This window comes from Acidipila sp. EB88 (assembly GCF_003858395.1).
Lineage (GTDB): Bacteria > Acidobacteriota > Terriglobia > Terriglobales > Acidobacteriaceae > EB88.
The window spans coordinates 1,120,572-1,147,183 of the sequence record NZ_QWEV01000005.1 but is presented as its reverse complement, the minus strand read 5'-3'; the positions used below and the strand labels follow the sequence as shown (position 1 = coordinate 1,147,183).

The following is a 26,612-nucleotide window of genomic DNA, read 5'->3' as shown; positions in this document are numbered from 1 at the left end:
GCGGTGCCCACACTCGATCAGGCGTGCTTCCTGTCGCACCTGTAGCAGCAGACGCGGCATAAGTTGCTTGATGCGTAGCGTGTAGTTTGGCAAGCACTACCAATGAGACTGCGCGTCGAGGTACTCGCTTCCATCGCAGAAGCCGTCCGCATCCGTAGAGCACTCGCCGAGACCACTCCGGATGCGTTGCTCCCCGATCGCGCCATCTCGCTGAGCGATCTCGGCATCGCCTTTCTGAAACAGACCAGTTGCCGGAAGCGCGCGAACCGGCCGCTAAGGCACTGCCATGCCTTGCCCGGCTTGTGTTTGCTTCCAAGGAGCTTTGAAGGACTGGCGAGAGTCACGCTTAACGACTACATTACCCGGACAGAGCAGCTCGGGGCCGAGGCCGACCTTGAACTTCCCAAGGCATACAGATCGCTGGTTAATCCCGGAGACAGCCATGCTTGGTATCGCGCTGCTTGCCCCGGAAGCCGTGAACGCTCGCCTGTGGATCTCACAGGATCATTCCTGTTGTGTTAGCCACGTGTTCACCAGATCGGGCTCTAGCGCAGCGGATAGCAGCTATCGTGCCGGATTTCGATACGCAAGATTGCATACCAAAAATAATTCTTGACTTTAAACGCGTTGCAACTCTAAATGATCAGATCACATAGAAATGCTCATTTCTTTGACGCTACGTGTGCAATCAACCAGCAGCTTTGTTTGTGGAGGTACGTCTTTGTCAGCTCACGTCGGCAGGTCAGCTGGTCTACTCGGGTCCGCGGTCGCACTTCTCGCGGTCTGTCCCGCTGCTCTCTATGCGCAGGTGGATCAAGGTTCGGTTACGGGTGTCATCCGTGATTCGCAGAAGAGGGTCGTGGAGCATGCCACGATCACGCTCCAAAATACAGACACCGGCCTGAAGCTCACGCAGGAGACTGGCCAGACCGGCTCCTACAACTTCACCCCCGTAAAGATCGGCAACTACACGCTGACCGTCACCGCGGCAGGCTTCCAGACCGAAGCCCGCGACAACATTCACGTGGACGTCAGCCAGGTCGTCGGCGCAAACATCGAGCTCAAGCCAGGCTCGGCAAGTGAAACCGTCATTGTGACCTCGCAGCCGGACCTGCAGACAGAAGAAGCTTCGACCGGTCAGGTGTTCTCGTCGCAGGTCATCAACGACATGCCACTTGATGGCCGCAACTACGTTTTCGCGGCACAATTGACCACGGGCGTGGCCGCTCCGAACCAGGGCTTCCGCCAGGTAGCCGGCGCGGGCGACTTCACTTCGAACGGCAATCGCGTCTCGCAGAATGACTTTGTTCTGGACGGTGTCGATAACAACTCGAACATGCAGGACTTTCTCAACGGCGCGACCTACGCGGTGCGACCTCCGCCCGACGCGCTGGCAGAGTTCAAGGTGGAAAGCAGCGACTACAGCGCAGAGCTTGGCCACTCCACCGGCGCCGCCATCAATGCCTCGATCAAGAGCGGCAGCAACGTGGTGCACGGCTCGCTCTGGGAGTACTACCGCAACGACCGCATGAACGCCGTGGACTACTTTCAAACCACGGGTCCCACGGCATACCACCTCAACCAGTTCGGCGCGACCTTGGGCGGCCCTGTACTGAAGGACAAGATCTTTGTCTTTGCCGATGCCGAAGCGACCCGGATTTCGACGTTCGCCCCGCCCCAGGGCAACATCACCGTGCCAACCGCGCTTGAGCGTACCGGCGACTTCTCCGAGCTGCTGGATGCCGGCAATACGGCCGGCCGCGGCCCCGTGGCACTGTATCTGCCCGGTGGTAACCCCACGGCCACGGTGGGCGGCACAGATGCGGCTGGCTTCGCACCGCGCTACCAGACCTGCAACGGCGTGCGCAACGTCATTTGTTCGGCACAGGTCAATCCCATTGCCCAGCGCGTGCTCAGCCTCTACCCGCTGCCCAACGTCGCGAACGTGCACCAGGCGTTCAACAACTACACCTTCCCCGCGACTGCCGTGACCAACAACACCACGCAGTACGACATCCGCCTCGATTACAACTTCTCGCCCAAGGACCAGATGTTCGGGCGTTATAGCTACTCCAACAACCCTACGAACTACGCTTCGCCCCTTGGCGATATCCTGCAGGGCGGAAGCTTTGGCACGACCGGTCAAAACTCCAACTACGCCAAGAGCGGCGTGTTCAGCGAGACGCACTTCTTCAATCCGACCCTGTCGAACGAGTTTCGCGTGGGCTTTAACTACATTCACGCCTCGTACCTGCAGCCGGATGCCAACGTAAACGTCGCGGCGCTGCTGGGCCTGGGCGGCATCCCGACGGGTGCGTCCCTGGGCGGTCTGCCGAACACCAACTTTGGCGATTCCTCGAGCGGCAACGACGCGGCCACGCAGATCGGCGTCACCGGGTACCTGCCATCGGATGAAAAGCAGGACGTGCTCCAGATCATCGACAACGTCAACAAGGTGCTCGGCGCGCACACCCTCAAGGGCGGCATCAACTTCCAGCACATCCGCTTCTATGGATTGCAGCCCCCGAACGGAATCGGCTACCAGAACTTCAATGGCACTTACACCGAGGATCCGGGCCAGCCGACCGCGGTGACCGGCTCCGGTCTTGCCGACTACCTGCTGGATGAAATGAACAACTCGGGCCTCAGCTCGGTCACGCCGTTTACTGACCTGCGCTGGTACTTCTCGGGCTACATCCAGGACGACTGGAAGGTGACCCCGCGGCTCACTCTCAACCTCGGCGTTCGTTGGGAGTACGCGCAGCCGATCCGCGAGCTGAACAATCTCCAGGCGAACTTCTACGGTACGTACACTCCCTTTAACCAGGGAAGCGGTACGTACCTGATCCCCGCCTCGCAGCGTGCGTTCCCGATCTCGGCGGCGCAGGCAGCCTTGTTCGCGGCTGACAACATCCAGATCCAGTACACCAACAACGACTACCTCGTGAATCCGAAGAAGTACAACTTCGCACCGCGCGTGGGTGCGTCCTGGACGCTGGATCCGAAAACGGTCCTGCGTGCCGGCGCCGGTATCTTCTACGGTGGTCTTGAGAATGTGGGTCTTGGCCTCAACCTGGCTAACAATGCGCCGTTCTTTTCGAACCAGACCATTGTGCCCACGCCCGACGTCTGCACCAACATTCTCGGCGTCGTAACCTGCCCCACCAACGGGGAAACGCTCGAGACCGGCTTCGGTGCAGCGGCCAACAACCCGAGCGCACTGGCAGCAGCCTCTGGCGCCATCGGGCAGATTTACGCCCAGGACCAGAACGCCAAGAGCGCCTACACCGTTGCCTATAATCTGTCGTTCCAGCACGCGATCACGGATGCGATGACTTTCACCCTGGGCTACCAGGGCAATGAGAGCCGGCACCTGCGCGCGAGCTACAACGCCAACACTTACCCGGGCTTTGTGCCTTCAGGCGAGAACGGGCAGAACTATCAGCCGTTCCATGACTTCGGCATCGTCAACGTAACCTCCGAAGGCATCGGCCGCTACGACTCGCTGCAGGCCAAGCTCGATAAGCGCTACACCAATGGCCTGTACTTCCTGGGCGGTTACACCTGGGCACACTGCCTCGACGACGCCTTCGGTCCCATCGGGCAGAGCGAGCAGGGCGGCTATCGCAACCCGGCACTGCTTGGTATTCGCTACGACTACGGCGCATGCACCCAGGATGTACGCAATCGCGCAACGATCAACGCGCAGTATGAGCTGCCGTTTGGCCGTGGCAAAAAGTTCCTCAACGTGGGTGGCGTGACCAACCAGGCGGTCGGTGGCTGGAAGCTGAGTGGCGTGTTCCAGGCGCAAACCGGCAACCCGGTCTTCCTGACCTCCAGCAACCAGGGCAGCAGCTACCCGTTCAAGGTCGGCGATCCCTACGCTCCCGGTGGCGTGGCAGACGCGGCGACGCAGCCGCAGTTTAACTGCGCTACCAAGACGCACACGCTGCAGCAGTGGTTCAACCCCTGTGCCTTTGCCAATCCGCCGGAGGCCGTGGAAGGCGCAGCCGATCCCTCTGCGAACCAGATCAACGTAGCCAATGCAGGACTGCTGCCGGCTGGCCCGCGTGGCCGCGTGGGCGTCATCGGTCCGGGCTTCAACCGGGTGGATGCTTCGCTGTTCAAGAGCTTCCCGCTCTCGTTCCGCGAGTCCTCGCTGCAGCTTCGGGTCGACGGCTTCAACGTGTTGAACCATCCGGAATTCGGCAACCCGGGTTCCAGCCTGACCGGCTCCACCGGGCAGGCGATCACCTCGACCCGGTTCAACGTCATCCTCCCAAGCCAGCGCGTTCTGCAGGTTGCTGCGCGACTCGCTTTCTAACCCCGGGGGAGAGCGGGCAGTCCAAGCAAACGAAACTTTGCTGAGACTGCCCGTTCGCCGGTTCCACGTACCAACGAACGCGCACTACGCAAGCCGCTCTCCTGCAAGGAACACACCCCGCAAGCACGCGCCCTCGAAAGCAGCGAGTTTGCTATGTTCCTCGCAGGAGACTTTTTTTGCCATGTTGAAGATCCATTGCACGCTGCTCGCCCTGGTGCTGTTGCCCGGCATCGCTCACAGCCAGGGAACGGTGCCAGTTTTCAGTCATTCGGTCGGAAAGCGCACGCTGACGCTAGCAGGCAAGGATCCAAAGCAGGCGCTCACCACAACCATCCCGACCGTGTTGGTGCCGGTGACCCTGAGGCTGCAGTCGCAGACCCCCGGCGGAGCCCCGGTGCTGCTCGACGCCACGTCTGACACCGAAGCCATTCTGCACTCGCCGGTATTCGCCCCCTACGCATTCAGCGCAGGCAACAAGACCCAGTATGCTGACGCGATGCTGCGTACGACCTTCCCCGCAAATCCCGCGTGGCACACGCTGCTGGGCGCGCCCGAGGTCGAACCGATCACCATCGACGTGCCGGCGGCAAATGGCTACCTGCTGCACTCGCAAAAGAACGGCGGAAGCCTTGCCGTCGTGGACGCGGACTTCGTTCAACAGCAGCTCTTCAAGCTGCTGCCGCACCCGGCGCAGGGCCTGGTAGTTGCGTTCACGCACAACACCACCTTCTACGCAGCCGGTGACGCGACAATCTGCTGCACCTGGGGCACGCACGGCATCGATGAGGCGACCGGTACTTCCTTCGTGCTTGGCAGCTATCTCAAGGGCGTGCCCGCGCTGGTAGAGGCGCAGGATGTACAGCCGCTGACGCAGCAGCTCGCCGAGTTCTTCTATGACCCGAAGCATAACCCGCAGCACTACGGCTACAACGTGACCGAGCCCGGCAACGCGGTGCCATCCTGGCACTTCGCCGGCAAGCAGAACAGCCAGGACTGTGGCGGCACCGGCATCGGTTCGTCCTACTTTCTGCTGGAGCCGACCGACACCAACCTCAAGAACAACATCCCTGCATCGCGCGGGTTCGTGGCGCGGCAGGGCGCGAGCACGTTCCACCTGCAGAACGTAGCGCTGCTGCCCTGGTACGTCGGGCCGGGTGATGATCTCGGCACGCGTCTGAGCTTCCCGGACGACCATGCGCTCACAGCACTGCCGACACCGTGCACGCGCATGGAGCACGCAGCAGCCACCCCCAGCGCAACGCCCGTCCCCGCTGACACGCCCAACCAGACCGGGCATCGCCTGATCGGCTACTGGACCGGGCACGGACCCGGCCACACCGCCCTGCCGCTGCACGCCGTCTCGCCGCAGTGGGACATCGTGATTGTTGCCTTCGCCAGCCCCGACAAGCATGGCCCCGAAGGGCAGCTTCGCTTTGCTCCGCCCAATGGACTGGATGCCGCGGAGTTGAAGGCGGACATAGCGCAGATGAAAGCGCAGGGTCGTAAGGTCATGGTCTCGCTCGGCGGTGGCGGGGAGTACTTCACCCTTGCGGACAAGGCGAACATTCCCAACTTCGTCGCATCTGTCACCAGCATTGTTGCGGAATACGGATTTGACGGGGTGGATATCGACTTTGAAACGCCATCGCTCGTGGTGCAGCCAGGGGACACGGACTTCGAGCATCCGACCACCCCGTCCATCGTGAACCTCATCGCGGGGCTGCGGCAGTTACACGATCACTTCGGCCCGGGCTTTATGCTCAGCCTGGTTCCTGAAGGCCCGCAGTTGCCGGCCGGGGCTGTCTCGTACGGCGGCCAGTTCGGCTCGTACCTGCCAATCACCTATGCGCTGCGCGACATCCTGTCGTTTGTGGACGTGCAGGACTACAACACGCCGCCCATGGAAGGCCTGGATGGGGAAGTGCACCAGTCGCACACCATCGGCTACCACGCTGCTTTGACGGAGTTATTGTTGCGCGGCTTCCCGGCCGGGACAAGGTTCTTTCCGCCTATGCCGCCATCCAAGGTGGCCGTTGGGTTCCTGACCGACTACGACACGCCGCTGCTGGTGAAGCAATCGATGGAGTTCCTGCTCAGCGGCCGCTCATCCTTGACAACGCCGTACACCCTTCATCGTGAGCGTGGGTACCCGGACCTGCTGGGCGCCATGTTCTGGACGATTGACGACGACCTTGGGCAGAAGAATGCGTTCTCAGACCAGCTCGGCCCACTGCTGCATCGTGCGCCTGCAGATAAGTAAGTAGACAAAGCGTACCCGGTAGCGCCGCGCTCTCAATCCGCGGCGCCGTCGCGATCTTCTTTATCGTCGCGCGCACCCGTCAGGCCCACATTGTGATCGTGGTCCTGACGCTCATACAGGAACTCGGCATGAAAAAGAACAGACTGGCCATCGGAGAAGCTGATGATGACGCCTTCCTTGATCACGTCTGCGTCGATGATGCGAACCGGCTTTCTGGGTAGCTTCAAGCTTGACCTCCTGAGCCGTTCGCTCTCTGTACTGCATGCAGAGAGCAAGGTTCGCGTTAACGTTCCGTAAGTGAATTGGCGTATGCGGCACTCACAACAAGCCGTAACAGGCAGGCAGGATCCAGTCCCCAGGCGAAACTTATTCCTTCTTCAAACTCGGCGAAGGCTGCGTCGTCATATTTGCAGATCAGGATGATGCGTGTCTGAGGATGCCTGGCTCGTAGTTGCTGGCAGATCTGCGCCGTCTCAAATGATTTCAGGGTGTGACAAAGCACGGCGACATGGAAGAAGCGGCAACCAAGAAACTCCAGCGCCCTTAGCGGAGCTTCATCAATAACCTCAAAGCCGGGCTTCTCGAGCAGTAACCGTCGTGAACAAAGAAGGTTTGCATCCCGGCCGACCAGCAAGATGCTCTTCGTTGTCTCAGGCGTGATCGCTCTTTGCGGCAAAGCAGTCATGAGCGACCTCCCCCACGTGCGCGGCAAAGCGATGATCATTGAACGATGTGCCGTGTCTCTGTCCGACGCGCTACAAAACTAGGTACCTTTAGTTATTCTCGGCATAGCGCCGGCAGTCACATAAGTCTTTATCGGTGATAGTCTCTCCAACTTTCAGTTGTATCGCCTTCCACCTTTCAGCTATTGGCTGCTGCTAGAAGGAAAACAAGTGGCGCATTCCAGTTAATGGCGATTTCGTTCATGGAGTAAGCTCGCTCGTCGTCGATCCACATGCGCATGGGCGGCTGCCGGGGCAGTTTGTCCGCCACCGGGTCGCCGCCGTGTGCGTTCGGCCCACCCGAAAGCAATCCTGGCCATGGGGCTGCGATGCCGTCGGCTGCGCTGGGCCGGTGATGCGGATGGAGAAAGGACCGCGTGCCGAGCTGCGTCACCCAGCTCACGTCGAGGCAGTTGCGGCCGAGCAGATAATGCAGGTTGCCGAGCGCCGCAGCGCGCACGTCCGGGTCCGGGCTAAGACGATCCGCGACGAGCAGCAGCAGCGACTGGTTTGCCGCCACAGAGTTGGAGCCCCAGTTATAGTCCGCGATCGCCAGTGTGTTGCCGTAGCCGCTCCTGCTGCTGCGCGCCACCAGGGTTGCGGCGGCAGCCTGCGTCGCTGTGTGGATCCTGCTCTTGATCGCCGGAGTGCCCGGGCGCTCGGAGAGCGCATAGGTCCAGCACGCCATCGAGAGCACATCGGCCCAGCCTGGTGCGCCGAGGGTGAGCTCCGCCGGCAGCGCGGCTACAAAGGCCTGCTCGTACGGAGCTTCCCCCGTGGTGCGCCACAGCTCGGCCGCTGCCCAAGCCAGCTCATCGCCGCAGTGCGGATCGCCGTAGCCGCCGGTCCCGATGGACGGTGGGTTGGTGAACGGCACGTCGGGATGCTGGCTCGCCCAGGTCCAGGCTTTGCGCGCTGCGGCGAGGCAGTGCGCGGCAAACGACGCATCGTAGGGCCGGTAACACCGCGCCGCAATCGCCATGACGGACGCAAGGTCCGCTGTCGCGCTGGTGCTTTTGAACGGCTCGCTCCCGGTGCCGATCACGTAGCTCGCGAGCTTGTCCGCCTCCGGCAGGATGAACGCGCAGAAGTGTTCGCTGGTCTGCTTGTGCCACACGCCGCCGTCGGCGTCCTGCAGCGACAGCATCCATTTCAGGTTCCAGTGCACTTCGGCGAGGTAGTCCGGCAGCTTGCCGCCACTCTCCGGGATGCCGAGGTACAGCGACTGCACCGCTCTTGGATACAGCTCCCACGCCCACAGCAGAGTGCCGGTGCTGATGCCGGAGTTGACGATGTACCGGCCGTAATCGCCGGCGTCGTGCCAGCCACCGGTGTTCGGGAGCGTGCCACTCCTGCCGGAGGTGGGATGGTACGCCCCATCGTGGTGACAGCTTGCATGCTTGTAGCCGCCGCCGAGGTCAACTGCGCAGCCACACCGCTGGCCATAGAAAGCTCGCATGCTCAGTCGCAGCGCGTCCCGGTAGGCTCGCTGCGCGATGGTGAAGGGTTCGCCGTGCAGGTCAGCGACCTCCACCCGGTAGGTGCCATCGGTCTGCAAACCAGAAAAGTCAGCCACCAGGCAGCGGTCGCCTGACGCTTCATCGTCCATCGGCGCTCCCAGCCTGCCTCGCAACACGATGGCATTGTCGCTGATGGAGCGAACCAGGAACTCGGGCCGCGCGGACGCACCCTCCGGTACTCCCGCGCTGTGGCCTGGGAGCCTCACCGTGGCCTGCTTGCGATCGCCCGTGCGATACCCGAGTTGATTGGCGAAGATACGGGCCTGGTCCGGCAGAGCCTCCGGGGTGCCTCCGGTCGGACTCGCCGGGGCAAAGGAGGCAAGGGCGCGCATGCCCGGTTGCGAGAGTACCCCGGCCATGCCAAGCGTGCGCAAAACGTCTCTGCGATGCATGGGCACGATCATAACGGCACCGGCAGACTCTGATGTTTCGTGCATGCAAAAGCCCTCCCGCGTCTGAAGATCGCGGAAGGGCTTTTTGCTTACGAGCACAGGGCCTGACTGTGCCCTGACTACATGCGGGCCGGGTTGGTGCCTTCCGTGTCCAAGCCAAGCTCGGCAAAGGCAGCCTGGGCGCGGGTCTTGTCGAATGCCCCATCGCGTGCCAGCTTCGAGAGCGTCGCTGCCACGATGGATGCGGCGTTGACTTCGAAGTGGCGGCGCAGGTGCTCGCGGTTGTCCGAGCGCCCAAAGCCATCGGTGCCCAGGGTGACGAGACGGCCGCCCAGCCAGGGAGCCAGCTGATCCGGTAGTGTCTTCATGTAGTCGCTGGCGGCCACGATCGGGCCCTTGGCATCGCCGAGCGCGCCCAGCAGGTAGGGCTGGCGCTCCGCGTCAGCCGGGTGCAGCCGGTTCCAACGCTCGGCCTCCAGTGCATCGCGGCGCAGCTCGTTCCAGCTGGTGACGCTCCATACATCGGCAGCGACGCCATAATTTTCAGCAAGGATCGCCTGTGCCTTGAGCACCTCGTTCAGGATCGGACCGGAACCCAGCAGCTGCGCCACGGGGCCGCCTTTGCCTTTTTTCGGGGGCGCAGAAGACTGCGCAGTGGCAGGGGCGGTTTGCAGCCGATAGATGCCGCGCAGGATGCCTTCCTGCACCGACTTGCCATCGACATCCGCCGGCATGGCTGGCATCGCGTAGTCCTCGTTGTACATGGTGAGGTAGTAGAAGCAATCCTCGCCTTCGGCATACATGCGCCGAATGCCGTCCTGCAGGATCACGGCCAGCTCGTACACGTAGGCCGGGTCATAGCTCAGGCACGTCGGCACGGTCGAGGCGAGCAGGTGCGAGTGGCCATCCTGGTGCTGCAGCCCTTCGCCCAGCATGGTCGTACGGCCCGCGGTGCCGCCCATCAAAAAGCCCTTGCCGCGCGAGTCGGCAAACGCCCAGATCATATCGCCAACGCGCTGGAACCCGAACATCGAGTAATACATGTAGAACGGAATCGTGGGCAGGTTGTAGTTGGAGTACGCCGTGCCGGCTGCCGTGAACGACGCCATTGAACCGGCCTCGGTGATGCCTTCCTCGAGAATCTGCCCGTCCTGCTCTTCGCGGTAGTACAGCATCACGTCCGCGTCGTGCGGCTTGTACTTCTGGCCTTCGCTCGCGTAGATACCCACCTGGCGGACCGCGGACTCAAGCCCAAACGTGCGGCCTTCATCCGGCACGATCGGGACGATCAGCTTGCCGATGTTGGGGTCCTTCATGAGCGCACGCAGGATCGACACGAATCCCATGGTGGTCGATACTTCGCGACCCTTGGAGCCGGCCGTCCACTCGCCGAAGAACGCAAGCTCGGGTGCCTTGAAATTGCGCGCAGGCACGGTCCTGGCCGGCAGGTAGCCGCCCAGCTCCTTGCGGCGCTGCTGCATGTACACGATCTCCGGTGCGTCGGCTGCCGGCTTGTAGGGCTTTGCGTCCTTGGCCTGCTCATCGGTCAGCGGCAGGTCGAACTGCTTCACAAACGCCAGCAGCCCATCGTCGGTAAGCTTCTTCTCCTGGTGGGAGGCGTTGCGTGCCTGCGTCGAACCCAGCCCGTAGCCCTTGACCGTCTTCGCCAGGATCACGGTCGGGCCACCCACGTGCTCGGTCGCGCGCTTGTACGCGTTGTAGATCTTGGCCGGATCATGGCCGCCGCGATGTAGGCGGATCAGTTCGTCATCCGTGTAATCGGCAACCAGTTCGAGCAGCTCCGGGTACTTGCCAAAGAAGTGCTCGCGCAGGTACGCGCCGCCCTTGGCCTTGTACGCCTGGTAGTCGCCGTCCACGCACTCTTCCATGCGCTGGAGCAGCAGTCCGGAGTGGTCACGCTCGAACAGCTTGTCCCAGTCCGAACCCCACACAACCTTAAGCACATTCCAGCCGGCGCCGCGGAACACGCCTTCGAGCTCATCGATCACACGCATGTTGCCGCGCACCGGGCCGTCGAGCCGCTGCAGGTTGCAGTTCACCACGAACACGAGGTTGTCGAGCTTCTCGCGCGAGGCCATGGTCAGCGCACCCAGGGTGTCGACCTCGTCTGTCTCGCCGTCGCCCACGAACGCCCACACCTTACGCGGGGTCTTTTCAATCAGCGAGCGGTTCTCGAGGTAGCGCATGAAGCGCGCCTGGTAAATGGCATTGAGCGGACCGATGCCCATTGACACAGTAGGGAAGCGCCAGAAGTCCGGCATCAGCCACGGGTGCGGATAGCTCGACAATGCGGGCTTGCCGCGCAGCTCGTGGCGGAAGTGTTGCAGGCGCTCTTCGTCAAAGCGGCCCTCGAGGAAAGCACGGGCATAGACGCCCGGCGAGGCATGGCCCTGAAAGTAGATAAAGTCGCCCGGCTGCTCGCCGTACTTGGCGCGGAAGAAGTGGTTGAAGCCAACCTCCAGCAGCGTCGCGAGCGAGGAGTAGGTGGCGATATGACCGCCAATACCGGCGTCCTTCTTGTTCTGCCCGTGCACCATCGCCATCGCGTTCCAGCGGATCAGCGACTCCACCCGGCGCTCCAGGTCGCGGTCGCCCGGGTAGGGCACTTCTTCGTGCTTGTGGATGGTATTGCGATAGTCCGTGACGAGCTCACCGGGGCTCTGGATGCCTGCTTCGCCGGCGCGCTTGCGGAGCGCTTCCATCAGCGTGGCGCCCTGTTCGGCTCCTTCGGCAACGATCACTTCATCGAACGCTTCGATCCACTCGGCGATTTCGCTCTGAAACGCGGCTTCAACAGGAACAGCAGTCTTGGTGGCCATGGGTGGAAAGCTCCTTCGCACGATCAGTCAGCCTCTCGCGCGGTACGTCGATACGGCTTAGTGTACGAGCAAGCAGGCAGTCCCTGCCAGAGCCGAACGCCTGATGGTTCGGCCGCGCCCCTTCAACCGAAAGAGCCCCGCGGGCGCGGGGCTCTTTCGGCTAGCGGCTGCTGTGGCTCTTGTGTGCTGCCGCGGCGGGGGCCGCGGTCGAGGAGACTGCCTGGTCCAGGTAGGAGAACAGCAGGGTAGGGTCCGTCACCTGCACAAAAGAGTGGCCGGGGTCATGCGAGTGCGCCGTTACTACCCAGATCGTGGGGGTACGGTTCACGCCAAGGCGGCGTCCAAGATCCTTGTCTTCGTTGACCTTGTCGGCCAGCTTGCCCTGCGGATCGACCACGAACGGCATCTGCACGCCGTGCTGCTGTGCGAACTTTTGCGTGAACTGGTCCAGATCGTCCTTGGTGCTGATCGACTGCTGCGCCGCGAAAACAGCATCACGATACGCGTCGCCGATCTTAGGAGACTTCTCATCGAACCAGCGGGCATCGACTGCGGCGCCAAAGCTCCAGTTATGCTGCGGCAGCGGGAAGTCGTGGCGCAGCCACGGCACCTTGTACTTGGCCATGGCAGACATGAGGGTGGGGTTCGCAGCCGCGCAGGCCGGGCACTCCAGGTCTGAGAACTCGACGATGGCGACGTTGGCGCCGGTGGGCGGCTTCAGCGCGGGCGAGTCCATCATGCCCGCGGGTACCTGCGGAGTCTGCGAGAACTGCGCCTGCGCGCTGGACGGCAGAACAGCCCAGATACCTGCTGCCAGGGCGAGCGCTGCCGTTGCCTTCTTGAGCGTGCTCCAGTGTGCCCGCTGCTGGGTTTGCTTTCGTCCTTGGGTCTTCCGGCTCATGGTCTCTGCCTTCTCCATCGGTTCTGTCTTTTCCAGCCCGGGCCGCCTGCAGCGCAGCACCTGCCCGGTTGTAAACTCAGGAAAGCAGCCTGCGACCAGTCGCTGCCCGGGAGAGTTGTCCCTCACTATGCGCATTCTGCTCGCTTTCCTTGCCGCTCTAGGCATCATCGTATCGTCGCTCGCCCTGCGGGTCCACTACTCCACCGACGTCGAGCCCTGCGATATCAATGCGCACTGGGACTGTGGAATCGTGAACCACAGCCGCTTCGCCCTGGTGAACCTTGGTCCGGTTCATGGCTTGCCGGTGGCAGCGGTGGGCATCGCAGGGTACGTAGTGCTGCTTGGGCTCGCGCTCTTTGGACTGCGCAAGCTGCTGCTGGTGAGCGCCGCGCTCGGCTTCTGTTACGCGCTGTACCTCACAAACATCGAGCGCCACGTACTTGAGGTATGGTGCCTGTACTGCGTCGGCTCGCAGGTGATCATCGCGCTGATCCTGCTGCTGTCGCTGGCCTGGGTCGTACAGGGACGGCAGCGCGAACGCCTCATCCCCCGGAACCCCTCCACCAGCTACTAGCCAGCAGGCCTAAGGGCAGCGTTACTCGTGGGCGGCCGTCAGTCCCTGCCGGGTAGTTTGATCGCCCAGGCCGCCGCTGGCTTTCCCATTAGGCGCCATGCGTGCGAGCTTGGGTGCTGCAAATGCAGCATGCAGTGCACCGTTCGATGCTGCACCCCGGTTTGCGCGCGCTGCTCCATTCTCTTCGCGTTCCGCAACCGGCAGCGCGGGAACTGCGCCGGCAAGCGCCACGTGGATCGGTTTGTGCGAACGCGCGGACAACCTTTGCGACGCCTGGTCCTGCAGAAACGCCGGCTGGGCCATGCCCATGTGCGACAACCGGTAGCGCGCCGCGGTGCCAAGAACACCCATGCCGTAAATCACGCTTCGCTTGAAGTTGATGGACGATGCCTCGGCAAAGTAGCGAGTGGGGCAGCCGATCTCGCTGATGCGGAAGCCGAACTGCATGCACTGCACCAGCATCTGGTTGTCGAACACGAAGTCATCCGAGCATGCCAGCAGCGGCAGGCGCTCCAGCACCTTGCGTCCCCACGCCCGGTAGCCGGTGTGGTACTCCGAAAGCTTTTGACCCGTGAGCAGGTTCTCCGCCAGCGTCAGGAAGCGGTTGGCAACGTACTTGTACCGGGGCATGCCGCCGATCAGCGCGCCTTTTCCCAGGATGCGCGAGGCCAGCACAACGTCGAACTCGTCATAGGCGATCATGCTGGCCATGGCGCACACGAGCTTTGGCGTGTACTGGTAATCCGGATGCAGCATGACCACGATGTCCGCGTCGCGCTCGAGCGCAGCCGCGTAGCAGGTCTTCTGGTTGCCGCCGTAACCCAGGTTGTTGTCGTGGCGCAGCGTGTGCAGCCCAAGCTCGCAGGCCATCTGCGCCGTGCCGTCGCTGCTGCAGTCGTCCGTCAGGATGATGTCGTCGACGATCTCGCGCGGAATCTCAGACACCGTTTGCCTGAGAGTGCGTGCTGCGTTGTAAGCAGGCAGCACGACCGTGATTTTCTTGCCATTCAGCATGCGTCTCTCATTCTAGAAGCCTGTGCTCTGTGCGCGCATTGCTGCGTCTGAAGCAAACGCAGCAGGCGCGGGCGGTTTGGAGCTTCGAAGCACATAGACGCGGAACCCGCGAAAGCCGCATTCGGCAGGAGCGAAGTGCCGATCGTCATAGAGGGTGTAGTGAGCATTCAGGTACCGGGCGAACTCCGGCCACCGCTGCAGCTTGGAATAGTCATCTGTCTTTTCGGGATACAGGTACCGTCCCAACACCACGACTCGCGGCGGATTCTGCTGGAACTGCGCCCGAAAGCGCTGCCGGCTCTCGCGAATCACCTGGTAGCTGTCGCTGCCGAAGAGAAAGTAGTCATACATCAGCCCGGTCGCCTGCACGAGGTGGAGGCGCAGCAGGGTGGTATCGCAGTCCGCGGCCATCGAGATGCACTGCACCGACCCGGACAGCGACGACCCGCCCAGTGCAACCAGGTCATGCTGCAGCGCCTGGTTGAAGGCCTCATCCCACACGACGCGGCTTGCGCGCGCCACGTACATCGGGGCCACCACCGCGCCGTAAAGCAGCGTTGTGTACGCCAGCGCGCGTGGCAGCACAGAACCGCGCAAGGCCGTGGCGCACTCCACGCCGACCCAGATCAGCAGGAACGCCACGATTGGGTAGCGATGGTAGGTGAAGCCCTTGCCCTGGGCCAGGTACGAGGCGTAGCCGAAAGCGACGCCGAGCAGCAGCAGCTTGCGCTCCCAGTTCCAGCCATTGCGCTGCAGCACCGCCACCAGCAGGCCAAGGGCAAACAGGGTGCTGATCGAGGACGTGACCGAAGATGCCAGCAGCGAATGGACCGATTCGCGGCCCAGGGTCGCGTAGTACGGCAGCATGGTGCGTACCGTGTGCCAGAATGCAGCAAGCGAGCCCAGTCGAGCCAGCAGCACAGCGGTTGTGGCAAGCGGCAGCAGCATGCCGGCCGCGCTCAACAGCACGGGCCGCGCGAAGGGCTTGCGCTCATGGCGCAGGTGCAGGCACACCACCCCCAGTAGCAGGGCCGCAAACACAAGGGCCGGCGGCTTGATGGTGCCGGCCGTGGCCGCGCAAAGCCCGAACAGGAAGAATAGGGAAGGCTTGTTCCTGCGCAGCGCCTCGAAGATGCAGGCGTAGGCGACCAAGAACAATACCGAGATGATCAGGTCGCGCTGCCCCTGCTGGCCTGCGCCGTCGCGACCATGGAACAGCACGAACAATGCCCCGGCAAACAGGCCGCCCAGCCAGTCGTAGGTCCTGGCGATCACGATCATGGCGCCGAGGGCGACGGCGCTCAGCGAAAGGTCAAACGCTCGCCACGCCAGGTCGCTTGATCCCAGCAGGTGCGTCACGGTCCAGTTTGTGAAGTAGATCCCCGGCATGTTCATCTCGATGATGGTCCGGTAGGGAGCCATGCCGTGGTCGATCAGGAAGCAGATGTAGCTGATCTGCGAGGGATCGTTCACCATGCGCCAGTGAAGCGTTGCGTGCACCAGGGCGGCCAGGCAGGCGAACAACCACGCGGCAAGGGCGATGCGGAGCCAGCGCGTAACCGGCGCGCTCAAAGCCGGATGGGAGCCGGGCTGTTCTGGGAGTCGGGCGGAGGTCTGCGAAGGATCCGAAGACATCTGCATCCGTTCTTTGACTGGCAAGGCGGGGTGCGACTCCATTGTCTCCATGACTTTGTCAGGGGAGACGATCCGTTACATCAATAAGTTTACTAGCACCCGGGCGGCGGCCCGGGTGCATCGCCCGCGCGAACCTCACTGCATACGAGCAGAAACGATGGTGAATACGCAAAGCACGGCTTAAGGCCCAGCCTCCCGGAGCGTGGACGCATGCGGGTTCCAGTCGGCCGGCGGCGATCAGGCGGGGAGAGCCCGGCGAGTCGCCGCTGCTGCTGCTGCCAGCCTTATTCGGCGCCGGGAGATGGATGATCGCTGGGTCCGGCATGATCGCCATGCCCGTGGGAGCCATCGCCGCCATTAGGCGGACCCCCGAATGTGCCGCCCCTGTCACCCTGGCCGTCATGCCCCGGGCCATTGTGCGGATCGTGCATGGGCGGCCGGCGCGTCTGCAGCTTTGCCCACTGGTCGTGCGTCAACTGTGCGCGGAGTGCCAGCAGCATGCGCGCATGTGCCTTTTCAAGGTTGGCCCGCGCTTCCGCGACCTTGCCGATCTGGGCGAGGATGGCCGGTTCATCGGGCTTGTCCGAGGCAACCAGAGGATCCAGCAGGACCTCGGCCTTTTCCGTTGCGGCTACCGCGTCAATCAACTCGAGCCGGTGCGTGGTCAGGATGCCGTCCATCTTGGTGCGCTGGTCAGCCGTCAATGCGAGATCCTGGATCATCCTGGGATCATTCCACCAGCGGCCCGGAGGCAGGATAGATGCCATGCCGTGGGGGTGAAACTCCGAAGGTCCCGGCCCGTGGCCGAACCCCGCACCCGGATCCCCACCGTGATCGGGCGGTCCATCATGCTGGGCCAGGGCGGCGGTGCCCCCGGCCAGCAAAACACACAGCAGCAAGCCTCGCGTAGTAAAACCATGCTTCATTTTCACGATGTGATCTCTCCTTGTTTCGTCTTATAAGTGTCTTGCTGTAAATCGTGCCTATTCCTGCTGCGATGGCGCATCTTCCGGCTGTGTGGCCGTTTGATCGATCATCAGCGGCTGCATCGAGGGCGCTACCTCTTCGGCAAGTTCCCGGCGAACCGCGTTGAGCAACTGGTCATCCCGAGTGTGGTCGGCCAGGGTCGCCGCTGTGCGCTGCGCCGCCTCGCGTTGCTCCAGGTGGGCAAACCACGCCGACGGGATCAACACGGCGAGTGCAATCCCGGCCAGAGCGAAACGCGGCATGCGCCAGGCCATGCCCGGACTTTGTGCGGGTGCCACGGGGCGGGCAAACTGCTGTGCCTCGCTCCAGTCGATACTTGCGATCCGCAGTTGGCCCAGCGCGAGACGCGCGGACGTCAACTCCTGGCGGCAGTGGGCGCAGAGGGTCAGGTGGTGTGTCGCAGACTCCACCTGCTCTCCGGCCAGCAGCGCCGCAAACGCTTCGTCGTTCAAATGTGCGTTCATACCTGTGCCCCCAGAACCTTGCGCATCTTGGCTATGGACCGGTAAAGGTGCGTTTTCACCGTGGAGACCGGGATCGTCAGGCTGGTGGCGATCTCGTCCGCGGTCATTTCGTCGATGAAGTGCAGGGTGAACACCGCGCGCTGCCGGTCGCTCAGATGCTCGAGCGAAGCAAACACCGCCTGCACCTGCTGCTGTGCGATCGCGTGCCTCTCTGGCGAACTGCCACCCTGCGGTAGTGAGTTCGCCATCTCCTGCGCGTCCACAGCGTTGGCCTGCACCCTCTTCCAGAAGCGGAAACGCTCGGTGCGCGTGTGATCGCAGATGAGCCGGTATGCAATGCGGATCAGCCAGGTACTGATCGCGCACTCCCCGCGAAACTGCGCACGATAGCGGTACGCCTTCAAAAAACAGTCCTGCGTGATGGAAGCGGCAGCGTCGGCATCGCGGATGGAGAGCATTACAAATCGCAGGATGCGTGTCCGATGCACCTGCATCAGTGTCTCGATGTCGTCAAGAGCCGAGGGGACCGCCTGTGCCTCTGTCACCCCGAAGTTGGATTCCAACGCATGCTCCATGTCCGTAGAGACGGGCGACCTGGGTGCGGCGCTTACACCGCCCGTATGTGCAGCCGCTTTTCTTCCGTGCTCTCTCAGGCTTTAGTGATGCGCCGCCCATGCCGCTGGCATGAGCATACCCGCCCGCGGTGCAGCGGCGGCAGACCCCCGTCGCGTAAAAACAGCCCGGCTGGGGAAGGGCAACGGGTCGGCATAAGCCGCCAAATCCGGATCCCGCGTAGGCGGAAGCTTTGCGCAGTGCGTCTGCAGAAAAAACAGCGGGCGTTTGTGGGCTACGCGCCACTGGCAGCCGCGTCTTCGTACGGAGGGATCCATGTTCACCCAGAGCCTGCACCGGGCACTTGTTTGTTGGACCAGCCGGGCTCCGGGAACTCCTGAACATGCAGGGCAGCCTTGGCGCGCCCGTGGCCTCGGCATCCGCTCCTGCCCATGCAGGAGGGTGGCGTGACGCCGCGCGCGGAGGGTACAAACCCGGCCCGCAAGAACCTTCGCAAGGGCGAGATCGCGGCTCTCCGGCCACCTTTGCCGCGCGGCTCCACGCGGCCGTCGCGCATCGACCTGATGAACCAGCGACTGCTGCTCGCCATCCTGTTCGTTCTGCTGCTGCTCCTGCTCACCATGGTGGCCGCCGCAGAATCATTCGGCAGTGGGTAAGATAGCCCTGTATGCACGATCTGAATATGTTCCGGGGCAATCTCCCCCTGGTGGAGGAGCGCCTGCGCGCGCGCGGGCTCGACCCCGATGCCGTGCTGGGCGACTTCCACCGCCTGGATGCGCACCGGCGGGCCCGCATTACCGAGGCCGAGCGCCTCAAGGCCGAGCGCAACAACCTCAGTGACGAGGTAGCCCGCGCTCGCCGCGCCGGCACCGACGCCACCGCCATCATGAACGAAGTGCGGCGGCTCAAGGCCGAGGGCGAAGCACTGGAGCAGGCGGCCTCGGCCGCCGAGGAAGAGCTGCGAGCCACGCTTGCCAGCCTGCCCAACCTGCCGGCCGCCGACGTACCCCAGGGTACCGACGAGCACTCCAACGTGGAGCTCAAGCGATGGGGTACCCCGCCTGAGTTTCCATTCGAACCCAAGCCGCACTACGAGCTGGGCGAGGCTCTGGGCGTGCTCGACCTGGCCCGCGCGGCCAAGCTCTCGGGCGCGCGGTTTGCCGTGTACTGGGGCGACGGCGCTCGCCTCGAACGCGCGCTGGGCCAGTGGATGCTGGACCTGCAGACCCGCGAACACGGCTACACCGAGGTGGCGCCCCCGCTCATGGTCAACAGCCGGTCCCTGTTCGGTACCGCGCAGCTGCCCAAGTTTGAAGAAGACCTGTTCCGCTGCGTGGATGCCGAGGGCTACATGCCGGGCGTCCTGCGCGACAACGATCACTGGCTGATCCCCACGGCGGAGGTGCCGCTCACCAACCTCTTGCGCGACGAGATCGTGGACGCCGCCGAACTGCCGCTTTCCGTCACCGCGCTGACTGCGTGCTTCCGGTCCGAGGCCGGCTCGTACGGTCGCGACGTGCGCGGGGTGATCCGCCAGCACCAGTTCTCCAAGGTGGAGCTGGTCAAGTTCGCAAAGCCCGAGGAGAGCGCCGCCGCGCACGAGCAGATGTGCCGCGATGCCGAGCGCGTGCTGGAACTGCTGGAGTTGCCCTACCGCCGCATGCTGCTCTGCGCCGGCGATATGGGTTTCGGCGCGGCCAAGACGTTTGACCTTGAGGTGTGGCTGCCCGCCCAGGGTGCGTATCGCGAGATCTCGTCCGTATCGAACTGCGAAGCCTTCCAGGCACGCCGGGCCAATATCCGCTTCCGCAACAGCAAGGGCAAGGCCGAGCACCTGCACACGCTCAATGGCTCAGGGCTGGCGGTGGGTCGCACCTGGGTGGCGGTCATGGAAAATTACCAGCAGGCCGACGGTACCATCCGCGTCCCTTTGGTGTTGCAACCATATATGGGTGGGACCACGGTGATTGCACCGCGGTCGAACCGCCGCTAGAACCTCGTTGAAACGGGAGCCGCGCACGTGGGATTGATCAAGAACTACATTTTCTGGAAGTACGACCGGGGCAGCTTTCACTACGACGTCATGGTGTCGCTGATCCTGCTGTTCCTGTTCATCTCACCCCACGTGTTCGAGTACCACGATCACCCGGTTGCGGATCACCTGTCGCCCTCCATGGTGCTGGTGCGTCCAACGGAAGCGGGCGCCGTGTACGAGGTGCCGGCAGACCAGGTGCAGCCGGCCAGGGGCATGATGGCCCGCCAGATGGAAGCACCGCTGGCCACCGCGATCGAGCCCGTGTCCGGCCCGGTCACGGTGGATCGCTGGGAGCCGCTCAAGGATGAGAGCGGCAAGGTAACAGCGTACAAGGTGTGGGCGCACCGCTAAGCACGACCCGCCTGCGAAGCGATCCGGTGGATCAGCTTCGCTGCGGATGGGGAGACAACGTGACAATGAAACCGATACTGAGAGCACTGGCAGGGGCGTGCTTCCTGCTTGCAGGTGTGCCCGGAGCCTTTACCGCGCAGATGTATGCGCAGGGCGCGCCCGACCCGCGGCTGAGCAAGGTGCTGGCCCAGATGGACGCGGCGGCCGCGCGGTTCCAGTCGGCGCAGGCAGAGTTCGCGTGGGACCAACTCACGGTGGTGGTGCAGGAGCACGAAGTGCAGAAGGGCGAAATTGCCTTTCGCCGTACGGGCAAGGAAACGGCCATGGCCGCGCACGTGCTGACTGATGATGGCCAGCCCTCGCCCAAGGACGTGCTGTTCCGCAACGGCGAGGTGGCGCTCTACGAGCCCAAGATCAAGCAGGAGACCATTCTGCAGGGCGGCAAGAATCAGCAGCAGTTCGAGGCCTACGTCACGCTCGGTTTCGGCGGCAGCGGCAAGGATCTCGAGAGCAACTGGAACGTCACTTACGGCGGGACCGAGACCATCGATGGCACCCCGGTCACGAAGCTGGGACTGGTGCCGAAGCATGCGGGGCCCGACCCGATCTTCTCCAGGGTGGAGATCTGGATCGATCCTGCCACGGCCACCTCGCTCAAGCAGGTCTTCTACACGCCGGGCGGGGATAACCGCACAGCGACTTACTCGAAGATCAAGCTCAACAGCGCGCCCGAAAGCGCGTTCAAGCTCGATATCCCCAAGGGAACCAACGTCATCCGCAAGTAGCTGCCGCGAGCCGCGCAGGCGGCTTGCCCTGTTTAGTCCCTGCTGTGCGCGCCACGCGCCCGTCCGTGCGCCACAGCAATGCCGCCCAGCACTAGGATCATGGGGAAGCACTCCAGCGTGTAGCGCGGCTCGGGTGCTTCGATCGTGAGCAGCAGGGCGCAGCGCAGCACCGTGAATGCCACAAACACTCCCAGTAGCGGCGGCCGGCGCCATGCGCCCATCGCCGCCAGCCCCAGGTAAAGCCCGTTGAGCAGCACAAAGCTCCAGGCCAGGACCGTATCCGGGCCTTCCGCGGCGTAGTTCCACCAGCGCAGGTCGATGCTGAACAGCTCAACGCGCGGCCGGAACCACATGTCGGCAAGTCGCAGCAGCGGCAATGCCACACGGGTGCGCAACGGGTGCCGGGCGGTGCGCTCTGCCGCCAGTGCCGCAAACCGTGCATCGAGCGCGGGCGTGATCGTGGTCGTGCGGTTGTAGTCAGCGAGCAGGTCCGCGGTCGCGCGCAGCTCTTGTGGCGAGTCGAACGCCCGGCTCGGCAGCTGCGCCAGTCCAATGCGGTCGTCATCTGCAGCCCAGTACACCTCCGAGGTGCACACCAGGTCGGCGCAAAGGGTCTTGGTCCAGTGCTGAAAGCCGGGGTTGGTGGGCTCTCCCGGGTCGGTTGCGTAGCGCGGGGCAAGCGGCTCGAACACGTGGAAGGTGCGGGCGTTGCGCACCGCCCACGGCACAAACGCCAGCAGGGAAGCGAGCGCCCCGTAGCAGCCGAAACGAAACGCCTGGCGCGCTTGGCCGCTGCGCCAGCCATACCACACCAGGGCCGGGCACAGCACTGCGCCCAGCAGCGCTCCATCCGGACGAAGCAGAGCCGCTGCGATCCACGCACCCGCGGCCAGCGCGAACCACCCGGCATGCAGCGACGTCCGCTGCTCTCGTGCTGATACAGCCGCCTCCGCAAACCCCGGGTGCGGGAGCGTGCGCACAAAGCCGTACATGGACAGCGCGATAGACGCGAGTTCCAGCGTCTCCGTCAGCGGAGCCGCCGTGTACGCGGCGGTAAATGGGCACAGCGCAGCCAGCCACAGCGCCGCCCCGGCGGCTCGCTCTTTGCCCGTGGCCAGCCCGGGCGCCCGTGCCGCCAGGCGAAATGCCACGCGCGACAGGACCCAGCAGATCGTGAGGTCCACAGCAACCTGCAGGTACAGCACCGGGTAGTAGTGCTCGACGCCGAAGATCTGGAAGCATGCCGCCAGGAATAGCGGATAGCCGGGAAGACGGATCAGTGTGGGCGCGCCTGCGGCGAAGCCGTACACCCCGTGTTGCAGCAGGTTGCGCGCAATCGCCCCGTACAGCAGCGGGTCGCCGGTGAGGTCAGGATCGTGGTGCACAAACCAGAGGCGCAGCAGCAGCCCAAGCACGAGCGGGAGCACGATGCGGCCCGGAAAGCCGAAGCGGGACAGCAGCGCGGCGAGCGCGCCAGCATGCCGATGCGTCGGCGGCGATCCGTTGCGGGCGAAAGGCATTCCAAGGATCATACCGGGGCGGGTTCGTCGCAGTGGCCATGGCGGCAGCGATCGCACACCCGCCCGTGACCGCGGTCGCCGGTGTGATTCTGTCTTGCGGTGTGGCCGCCATGGGTCACGCCCGGCCTGCGCATCGCAGAGCTGTGGATTTAGGATGAAGCGAGTCCAGTCAGTTGCACCGTGACTGTAGCCCAAGGAATGCATGAAGCCCGTCTTTTATGATCCGGAGCGGAAACGCTGGAAGCGCCTGCGGCGTGTTCTGGACGTTGTTGCCATTTTGTCCACAGTGGTTCTGGTGCTGTTCATCACAGGTGTTCTGCGCAAGCAGAGCTTGCCCGGCCTCGCCGCCCCGGATGGCCGCCGCAACTTTCACGCGTACGTGCCCGCCGCCGGCACCAAGCTCAAGGGCGTTCACTCGGCCCATCGCAAGACACTCCGGCGCCCCTCTGATATCCCGCTGAACCAGGATGAAGGCCTGCGTGCGGCGTTCTACACGAACGAGGAATCGAGCTACGCCTCGTTCAAGGCGCACGTGCACCAGATCGACATCCTGTTCCCGGACTGGCTGCACCTGACGCGGCCGGACGGCGCGCTGCAGGCCATCGGCATGTACTACCCGGCCAACTTCTACAACGTGGTCGACAAGCAGGGCGTGCACGGGATCGATCCCGACAACCGTGTAGATCACGTGATCTCCGCGGCCAAGGAAGCGACCGAAGTCTTCCCCATGCTGAACAACTACAACGTGCAGACCAATAAGTGGAACGGCGAGCTGGTGGCCAACCTCTTGAAGGATCCGGCTGCGCGCGAGCGCCTGCACGTGGATCTCGACAAGATGCTCTCTGCCAATGCCAGGTACCGCGGCATCTGCATGGACTTTGAAGAGGTGCCGGACAAGTCGCACAAGGCGTATGCGCAGTTCCTCGCAGAACTGCACCAGGACTTTGCCGCCAAGGGCCTGCGTATCTACGTCAACGTTGCCGCCGAGGCGGAGCCGGCAGAGCTGCGCGCGATGAGCCAGGCCACCGACGGCGTGATCCTGATGAACTACGACGAGCACGAGGACTCCGGCGAGCCGGGGCCCGTCGCTTCGCAGGACTGGTTTGAAAACAACGTCAGCCGCGCGCTCAAGATCATTCCCAAGCAGAAGATCCTGCTGGCCCTCGGCAATTACGGCTACGACTGGCAGCAGCCGATTGATAGCAAGGGCAAGCTCAAGTCGGAAAAAGTAGAAGGCGCTGACTCGGTAACAGTGCAGGAGTCGTGGGATCGTGCGGCGGATGCCGGCGCTGCCGTGAGTCTCAACGGCGATGAACTGAACCCGCACTTCGCCTACGACGATGACGACGAGCATGTACGCCACCAGGTGTGGTTTCTGGATGGCGTCACCGCTTTGAACGAGATGCGCGCTGCGCGCCAGATGGGGTTGCGCACCTTCGCGCTGTGGCGTCTCGGCTCCGAGGATCCCACGTTATGGAACGTGTGGGATCACCCATCCGACCCGAATGCGCCTGCCCAGTTGCAGTCGGTTCCCCCCGGTGCGGATGTCCATCTGCAGGGCGAGGGCGACATCCTGCGCATCCAGAAAACGCCGCAGTTCGGACAACGGCAGGTCTTCCTCGACTCCGGAAAATTCACCGTGACAGATGAGGCCATGCTGTCGCTGCCGCATCCATTTGAGCTGCGCTACTACGGCTACGACCCCAGGAAGCTGGCGCTGACCTTTGACGATGGGCCCGATCCCACGTGGACTCCGCGCGTGCTTGACGTACTGAAGAAGTACAACGTGCATGCGGCGTTCATGGTGATCGGCGAGGCCGCGAACGATAACGTTGGCTTGCTGAAGCGCTATCTGCGCGAAGGCCACGAGATCGGCAACCACACGTACACACACCCGGATATCTCGGAGGTCTCGGATCGCCAGGTGCGGCTCGAGCTCAACCTCACCGAGCGGCTTTTCGGTGCCGAGCTCGGCGTGCAGCCCCTGTACTTCCGCCCGCCGTACTCCATTGACCAGGAGCCCGATACCAACGACCAGGCTGCGCCCGCCTACCAGATCCAGCAAATGGGCTACACCATCATCGGCAACAAGATCGATACCGACGACTGGGCCGAGCATCCGCGCAAGACACCGCAGCAGATCGTCGACCACGTGCTCGAACAGATCGAAGCGATGAAGGACAGGCCCGATTTCCGTGGGTCGATCATCCTGATGCATGACGGTGGCGGCGATCGCAGCGTCACCGTCGCAACGCTGCCGTTGCTGATCACCACCATGCGTGCGCGTGGCTACGAGTTTGTGCCGGTCTCGGAGTTGATGGGCAAAACACGTGCCGAGGTGATGCCAGCTCTGTCGCCCCGTATGTGGTGGCAGGCGCGCGTCGATTCGGCGGCGTTCTTCCTGTTCTCCTCCATCACGCACTTTGTGGTGGGCGTGTTCGTGGTGGGCGACGTGCTGATGAGCACCCGTCTGCTCATCATCGGCGTGTGCGCATTGATTGATCGCTTCCGCGTACGCAAGACGCCTCCGGGACCATTCAAGCCGCAGATCGCCGTGCTTGTGCCCGCGTACAACGAAGAGACCGTGATCGTGCGCACGGTGCGGTCGGTGCTTCGTTCGGACTACCCGAACCTGCGCGTGATCGTCATCGACGATGGCTCAACGGACGCAACACTCGTGGTGGCGCGCGAAGCCTATCGGGCAGAGATTGCTTCCGGACGAGTCACGGTGATCACCAAGCCAAATGCGGGCAAGGCCGAGGCGCTGAACTTCGCGATCGAGCACCTTGCTGAGGAGTTCTACGTTGGCATCGATGCCGATACCGTCATCGCTCCCGATGCGATCTCGCGGCTGGTGTGTCACTTCGCCGATGAACGCATCGGCGCGGTAGCCGGCAATGCCAAGGTGGGCAACCGCGTGAACCTGTGGACCCGCTGGCAGGCGCTCGAGTACATCACCAGCCAGAACTTCGAGCGGCGCGCTCTCGACCTGTTCAATGTGGTCACGGTGGTGCCCGGCGCTATTGGCGCATGGCGAACCAGTGCCGTGCGCGATGGCGGTTGCTACCCGGTCAACACTGTCGCCGAAGACGCTGACCTCACCATGAACCTGCTGGAGCAGAACTACAAGGTGATCTACGAGGATCGCGCGCTTGCATTCACCGAGGCGCCGGTTACCGCGCGCGGCCTTATGCGCCAGCGTTTCCGCTGGTCCTTCGGCATCCTGCAGGCGGTGTTCAAGCACAAGCAGGCCATCCGCACCAACCGCGCCATGGGCCTGTTCGCACTGCCCAACATCCTGATCTTCCAGATCCTGTTGCCGCTGGTTTCACCCTTCATCGACCTGATGTTCCTGGCGGGCCTCGGCAGCTACCTCTGGCAAAAGTACTTTCACCCGGAAGCAGCCAGCGCCAGCAACTTCGAAAAGCTGCTGGTGTACTTCGCCACGTTCCTGGTGATCGACTTCGTCACTTCGGCGCTTGCATTTTCATTGGAACGCAAGCACCCCTCCAGCAAGGGCGACGGGCTGCTGCTGTTCCACATCTGGTTGCAGCGCTTCTCATATCGGCAACTGTTTTCGCTGGTGCTGTTCAAGACGCTGAAGCGCGCCATCGATGGACGCCCGTTCAACTGGGACAAGCTCGAGCGCACGGCCAAGATGTCCAAGCAGACGGAACAGATCACGGCGGGGGACTGAGCGCTTGATCCGACCGAA

The 26,612-nt window shown here is 63.3% G+C and carries 19 protein-coding genes; 8 read left to right on the top strand and 11 right to left on the bottom strand.

The window, feature by feature from the left end; genetic code table 11:
• The first annotated feature begins 658 nt into the window (after positions 1-658).
• Both D1Y84_RS05680 and D1Y84_RS05675 read left to right on the top strand, forming a co-directional pair.
• Positions 659-4,324, top strand: coding sequence for a carboxypeptidase-like regulatory domain-containing protein (locus D1Y84_RS05680; protein WP_124847661.1), 3,666 nt, complete (start codon positions 659-661; stop codon positions 4,322-4,324).
• A gap of 181 nt (positions 4,325-4,505) precedes the next feature.
• Positions 4,506-6,584, top strand: a complete 2,079-nt coding sequence (locus tag D1Y84_RS05675) for a glycosyl hydrolase family 18 protein (RefSeq protein ID WP_124847660.1) — start codon at positions 4,506-4,508, stop codon at positions 6,582-6,584.
• A 32-nt stretch (positions 6,585-6,616) separates the two neighbouring features.
• Here the strand turns inward: D1Y84_RS05675 and D1Y84_RS05670 are convergent, their stop codons facing one another.
• The 5 genes from D1Y84_RS05670 to D1Y84_RS05650 form a co-directional block, all read right to left on the bottom strand.
• Positions 6,617-6,811, bottom strand: coding sequence for a hypothetical protein (locus tag D1Y84_RS05670; RefSeq protein ID WP_124847659.1), 195 nt, complete (start codon positions 6,809-6,811; stop codon positions 6,617-6,619).
• A 56-nt stretch (positions 6,812-6,867) separates the two neighbouring features.
• The gene (locus D1Y84_RS05665) at positions 6,868-7,269 is read right to left on the bottom strand and encodes a hypothetical protein (RefSeq protein ID WP_124847658.1); all 402 of its coding nucleotides are present in this window, start codon (positions 7,267-7,269) and stop codon (positions 6,868-6,870) included.
• A gap of 176 nt (positions 7,270-7,445) precedes the next feature.
• Positions 7,446-9,263 carry a glycoside hydrolase family 9 protein gene (locus tag D1Y84_RS05660; protein ID WP_124847657.1) on the bottom strand — a complete coding sequence of 606 codons (1,818 nt, stop codon included), beginning with the start codon at positions 9,261-9,263 and terminating at the stop codon, positions 7,446-7,448.
• Positions 9,264-9,337: 74 nt separating this feature from the next.
• Positions 9,338-12,058: a pyruvate dehydrogenase (acetyl-transferring), homodimeric type gene (aceE, locus tag D1Y84_RS05655; RefSeq protein ID WP_124847656.1), complete on the bottom strand. Its 2,721-nt coding sequence runs from the start codon at positions 12,056-12,058 to the stop codon at positions 9,338-9,340.
• A gap of 160 nt (positions 12,059-12,218) precedes the next feature.
• The gene (locus tag D1Y84_RS05650) at positions 12,219-13,094 is read right to left on the bottom strand and encodes a thioredoxin domain-containing protein (protein WP_233581160.1); all 876 of its coding nucleotides are present in this window, start codon (positions 13,092-13,094) and stop codon (positions 12,219-12,221) included.
• Between D1Y84_RS05650 and D1Y84_RS17870 the strand changes: the two genes are divergently transcribed.
• A complete protein-coding gene (locus tag D1Y84_RS17870; RefSeq protein WP_158615336.1) occupies positions 13,087-13,533 on the top strand; it encodes a vitamin K epoxide reductase family protein in 447 nt (148 codons plus the stop codon). The genes D1Y84_RS05650 and D1Y84_RS17870 overlap by 8 nt on opposite strands.
• 21 nt (positions 13,534-13,554) lie before the next feature.
• Here the strand turns inward: D1Y84_RS17870 and D1Y84_RS05640 are convergent, their stop codons facing one another.
• The 5 genes from D1Y84_RS05640 to D1Y84_RS05620 all read right to left on the bottom strand — a co-directional run bounded on the left by D1Y84_RS05640 (position 13,555) and on the right by D1Y84_RS05620 (position 18,196).
• Complete coding sequence (locus tag D1Y84_RS05640; RefSeq protein ID WP_124847653.1) at positions 13,555-14,547, bottom strand: glycosyltransferase family 2 protein; 993 nt, start codon at positions 14,545-14,547, stop codon at positions 13,555-13,557.
• A 12-nt stretch (positions 14,548-14,559) separates the two neighbouring features.
• Complete coding sequence (locus D1Y84_RS05635) at positions 14,560-16,182, bottom strand: glycosyltransferase family 39 protein (RefSeq protein WP_124847652.1); 1,623 nt, start codon at positions 16,180-16,182, stop codon at positions 14,560-14,562.
• A 284-nt stretch (positions 16,183-16,466) separates the two neighbouring features.
• Complete coding sequence (locus D1Y84_RS05630) at positions 16,467-17,108, bottom strand: Spy/CpxP family protein refolding chaperone (protein ID WP_233581553.1); 642 nt, start codon at positions 17,106-17,108, stop codon at positions 16,467-16,469.
• 57 nt (positions 17,109-17,165) lie between these two features.
• Entirely contained in the window at positions 17,166-17,633 is a 468-nt protein-coding gene (locus tag D1Y84_RS05625) for a hypothetical protein (protein WP_124847650.1), read from the bottom strand.
• Positions 17,630-18,196: an RNA polymerase sigma factor gene (locus D1Y84_RS05620; protein WP_233581159.1), complete on the bottom strand. Its 567-nt coding sequence runs from the start codon at positions 18,194-18,196 to the stop codon at positions 17,630-17,632. Before D1Y84_RS05620 ends, D1Y84_RS05625 begins: the two co-directional genes overlap by 4 nt.
• Before the next feature lie 456 nt (positions 18,197-18,652).
• On the opposite strand from D1Y84_RS05620, the gene D1Y84_RS05615 reads away from it, so the two are divergent.
• The 4 genes from D1Y84_RS05615 (at position 18,653) to D1Y84_RS05600 (ending at position 21,377) form a co-directional block, all read left to right on the top strand.
• Positions 18,653-18,862 carry a hypothetical protein gene (locus D1Y84_RS05615; protein WP_124847648.1) on the top strand — a complete coding sequence of 70 codons (210 nt, stop codon included), beginning with the start codon at positions 18,653-18,655 and terminating at the stop codon, positions 18,860-18,862.
• 11 nt (positions 18,863-18,873) lie between these two features.
• Complete coding sequence (gene serS / locus D1Y84_RS05610) at positions 18,874-20,199, top strand: serine--tRNA ligase (RefSeq protein WP_124847647.1); 1,326 nt, start codon at positions 18,874-18,876, stop codon at positions 20,197-20,199.
• Between the two features lie 27 nt (positions 20,200-20,226).
• Positions 20,227-20,592: a hypothetical protein gene (locus D1Y84_RS05605; protein ID WP_124847646.1), complete on the top strand. Its 366-nt coding sequence runs from the start codon at positions 20,227-20,229 to the stop codon at positions 20,590-20,592.
• A gap of 65 nt (positions 20,593-20,657) precedes the next feature.
• Positions 20,658-21,377 carry an outer membrane lipoprotein-sorting protein gene (locus D1Y84_RS05600; RefSeq protein ID WP_124847645.1) on the top strand — a complete coding sequence of 240 codons (720 nt, stop codon included), beginning with the start codon at positions 20,658-20,660 and terminating at the stop codon, positions 21,375-21,377.
• A gap of 32 nt (positions 21,378-21,409) precedes the next feature.
• Here D1Y84_RS05600 and D1Y84_RS05595 read toward each other — a convergent pair whose 3' ends face one another.
• Positions 21,410-22,897 carry a hypothetical protein gene (locus D1Y84_RS05595; RefSeq protein ID WP_124847644.1) on the bottom strand — a complete coding sequence of 496 codons (1,488 nt, stop codon included), beginning with the start codon at positions 22,895-22,897 and terminating at the stop codon, positions 21,410-21,412.
• A gap of 202 nt (positions 22,898-23,099) precedes the next feature.
• On the opposite strand from D1Y84_RS05595, the gene D1Y84_RS05590 reads away from it, so the two are divergent.
• The gene (locus tag D1Y84_RS05590; protein WP_124847643.1) at positions 23,100-26,594 is read left to right on the top strand and encodes a glycosyltransferase; all 3,495 of its coding nucleotides are present in this window, start codon (positions 23,100-23,102) and stop codon (positions 26,592-26,594) included.
• The last annotated feature ends 18 nt before the right edge of the window (positions 26,595-26,612 follow it).

Coding starts and splice junctions, on each gene's coding strand:
- D1Y84_RS05680 (WP_124847661.1), top strand. CDS start 659: ATGCTCATTTCTTTGACGCTACGTGTGCAATCAACCAGCAGCTTTGTT.
- D1Y84_RS05675 (WP_124847660.1), top strand. CDS start 4,506: ATGTTGAAGATCCATTGCACGCTGCTCGCCCTGGTGCTGTTGCCCGGC.
- D1Y84_RS05665 (WP_124847658.1), bottom strand. CDS start 7,269: ATGACTGCTTTGCCGCAAAGAGCGATCACGCCTGAGACAACGAAGAGC.
- D1Y84_RS05660 (WP_124847657.1), bottom strand. CDS start 9,263: ATGCACGAAACATCAGAGTCTGCCGGTGCCGTTATGATCGTGCCCATG.
- aceE (WP_124847656.1), bottom strand. CDS start 12,058: ATGGCCACCAAGACTGCTGTTCCTGTTGAAGCCGCGTTTCAGAGCGAA.
- D1Y84_RS17870 (WP_158615336.1), top strand. CDS start 13,087: ATGCGCATTCTGCTCGCTTTCCTTGCCGCTCTAGGCATCATCGTATCG.
- D1Y84_RS05650 (WP_233581160.1), bottom strand. CDS start 13,094: ATGCGCATAGTGAGGGACAACTCTCCCGGGCAGCGACTGGTCGCAGGC.
- D1Y84_RS05640 (WP_124847653.1), bottom strand. CDS start 14,547: ATGCTGAATGGCAAGAAAATCACGGTCGTGCTGCCTGCTTACAACGCA.
- D1Y84_RS05635 (WP_124847652.1), bottom strand. CDS start 16,182: ATGTCTTCGGATCCTTCGCAGACCTCCGCCCGACTCCCAGAACAGCCC.
- D1Y84_RS05630 (WP_233581553.1), bottom strand. CDS start 17,108: ATGAAGCATGGTTTTACTACGCGAGGCTTGCTGCTGTGTGTTTTGCTG.
- D1Y84_RS05625 (WP_124847650.1), bottom strand. CDS start 17,633: ATGAACGCACATTTGAACGACGAAGCGTTTGCGGCGCTGCTGGCCGGA.
- serS (WP_124847647.1), top strand. CDS start 18,874: ATGCACGATCTGAATATGTTCCGGGGCAATCTCCCCCTGGTGGAGGAG.
- D1Y84_RS05600 (WP_124847645.1), top strand. CDS start 20,658: ATGAAACCGATACTGAGAGCACTGGCAGGGGCGTGCTTCCTGCTTGCA.
- D1Y84_RS05595 (WP_124847644.1), bottom strand. CDS start 22,897: ATGCCTTTCGCCCGCAACGGATCGCCGCCGACGCATCGGCATGCTGGC.
- D1Y84_RS05590 (WP_124847643.1), top strand. CDS start 23,100: ATGAAGCCCGTCTTTTATGATCCGGAGCGGAAACGCTGGAAGCGCCTG.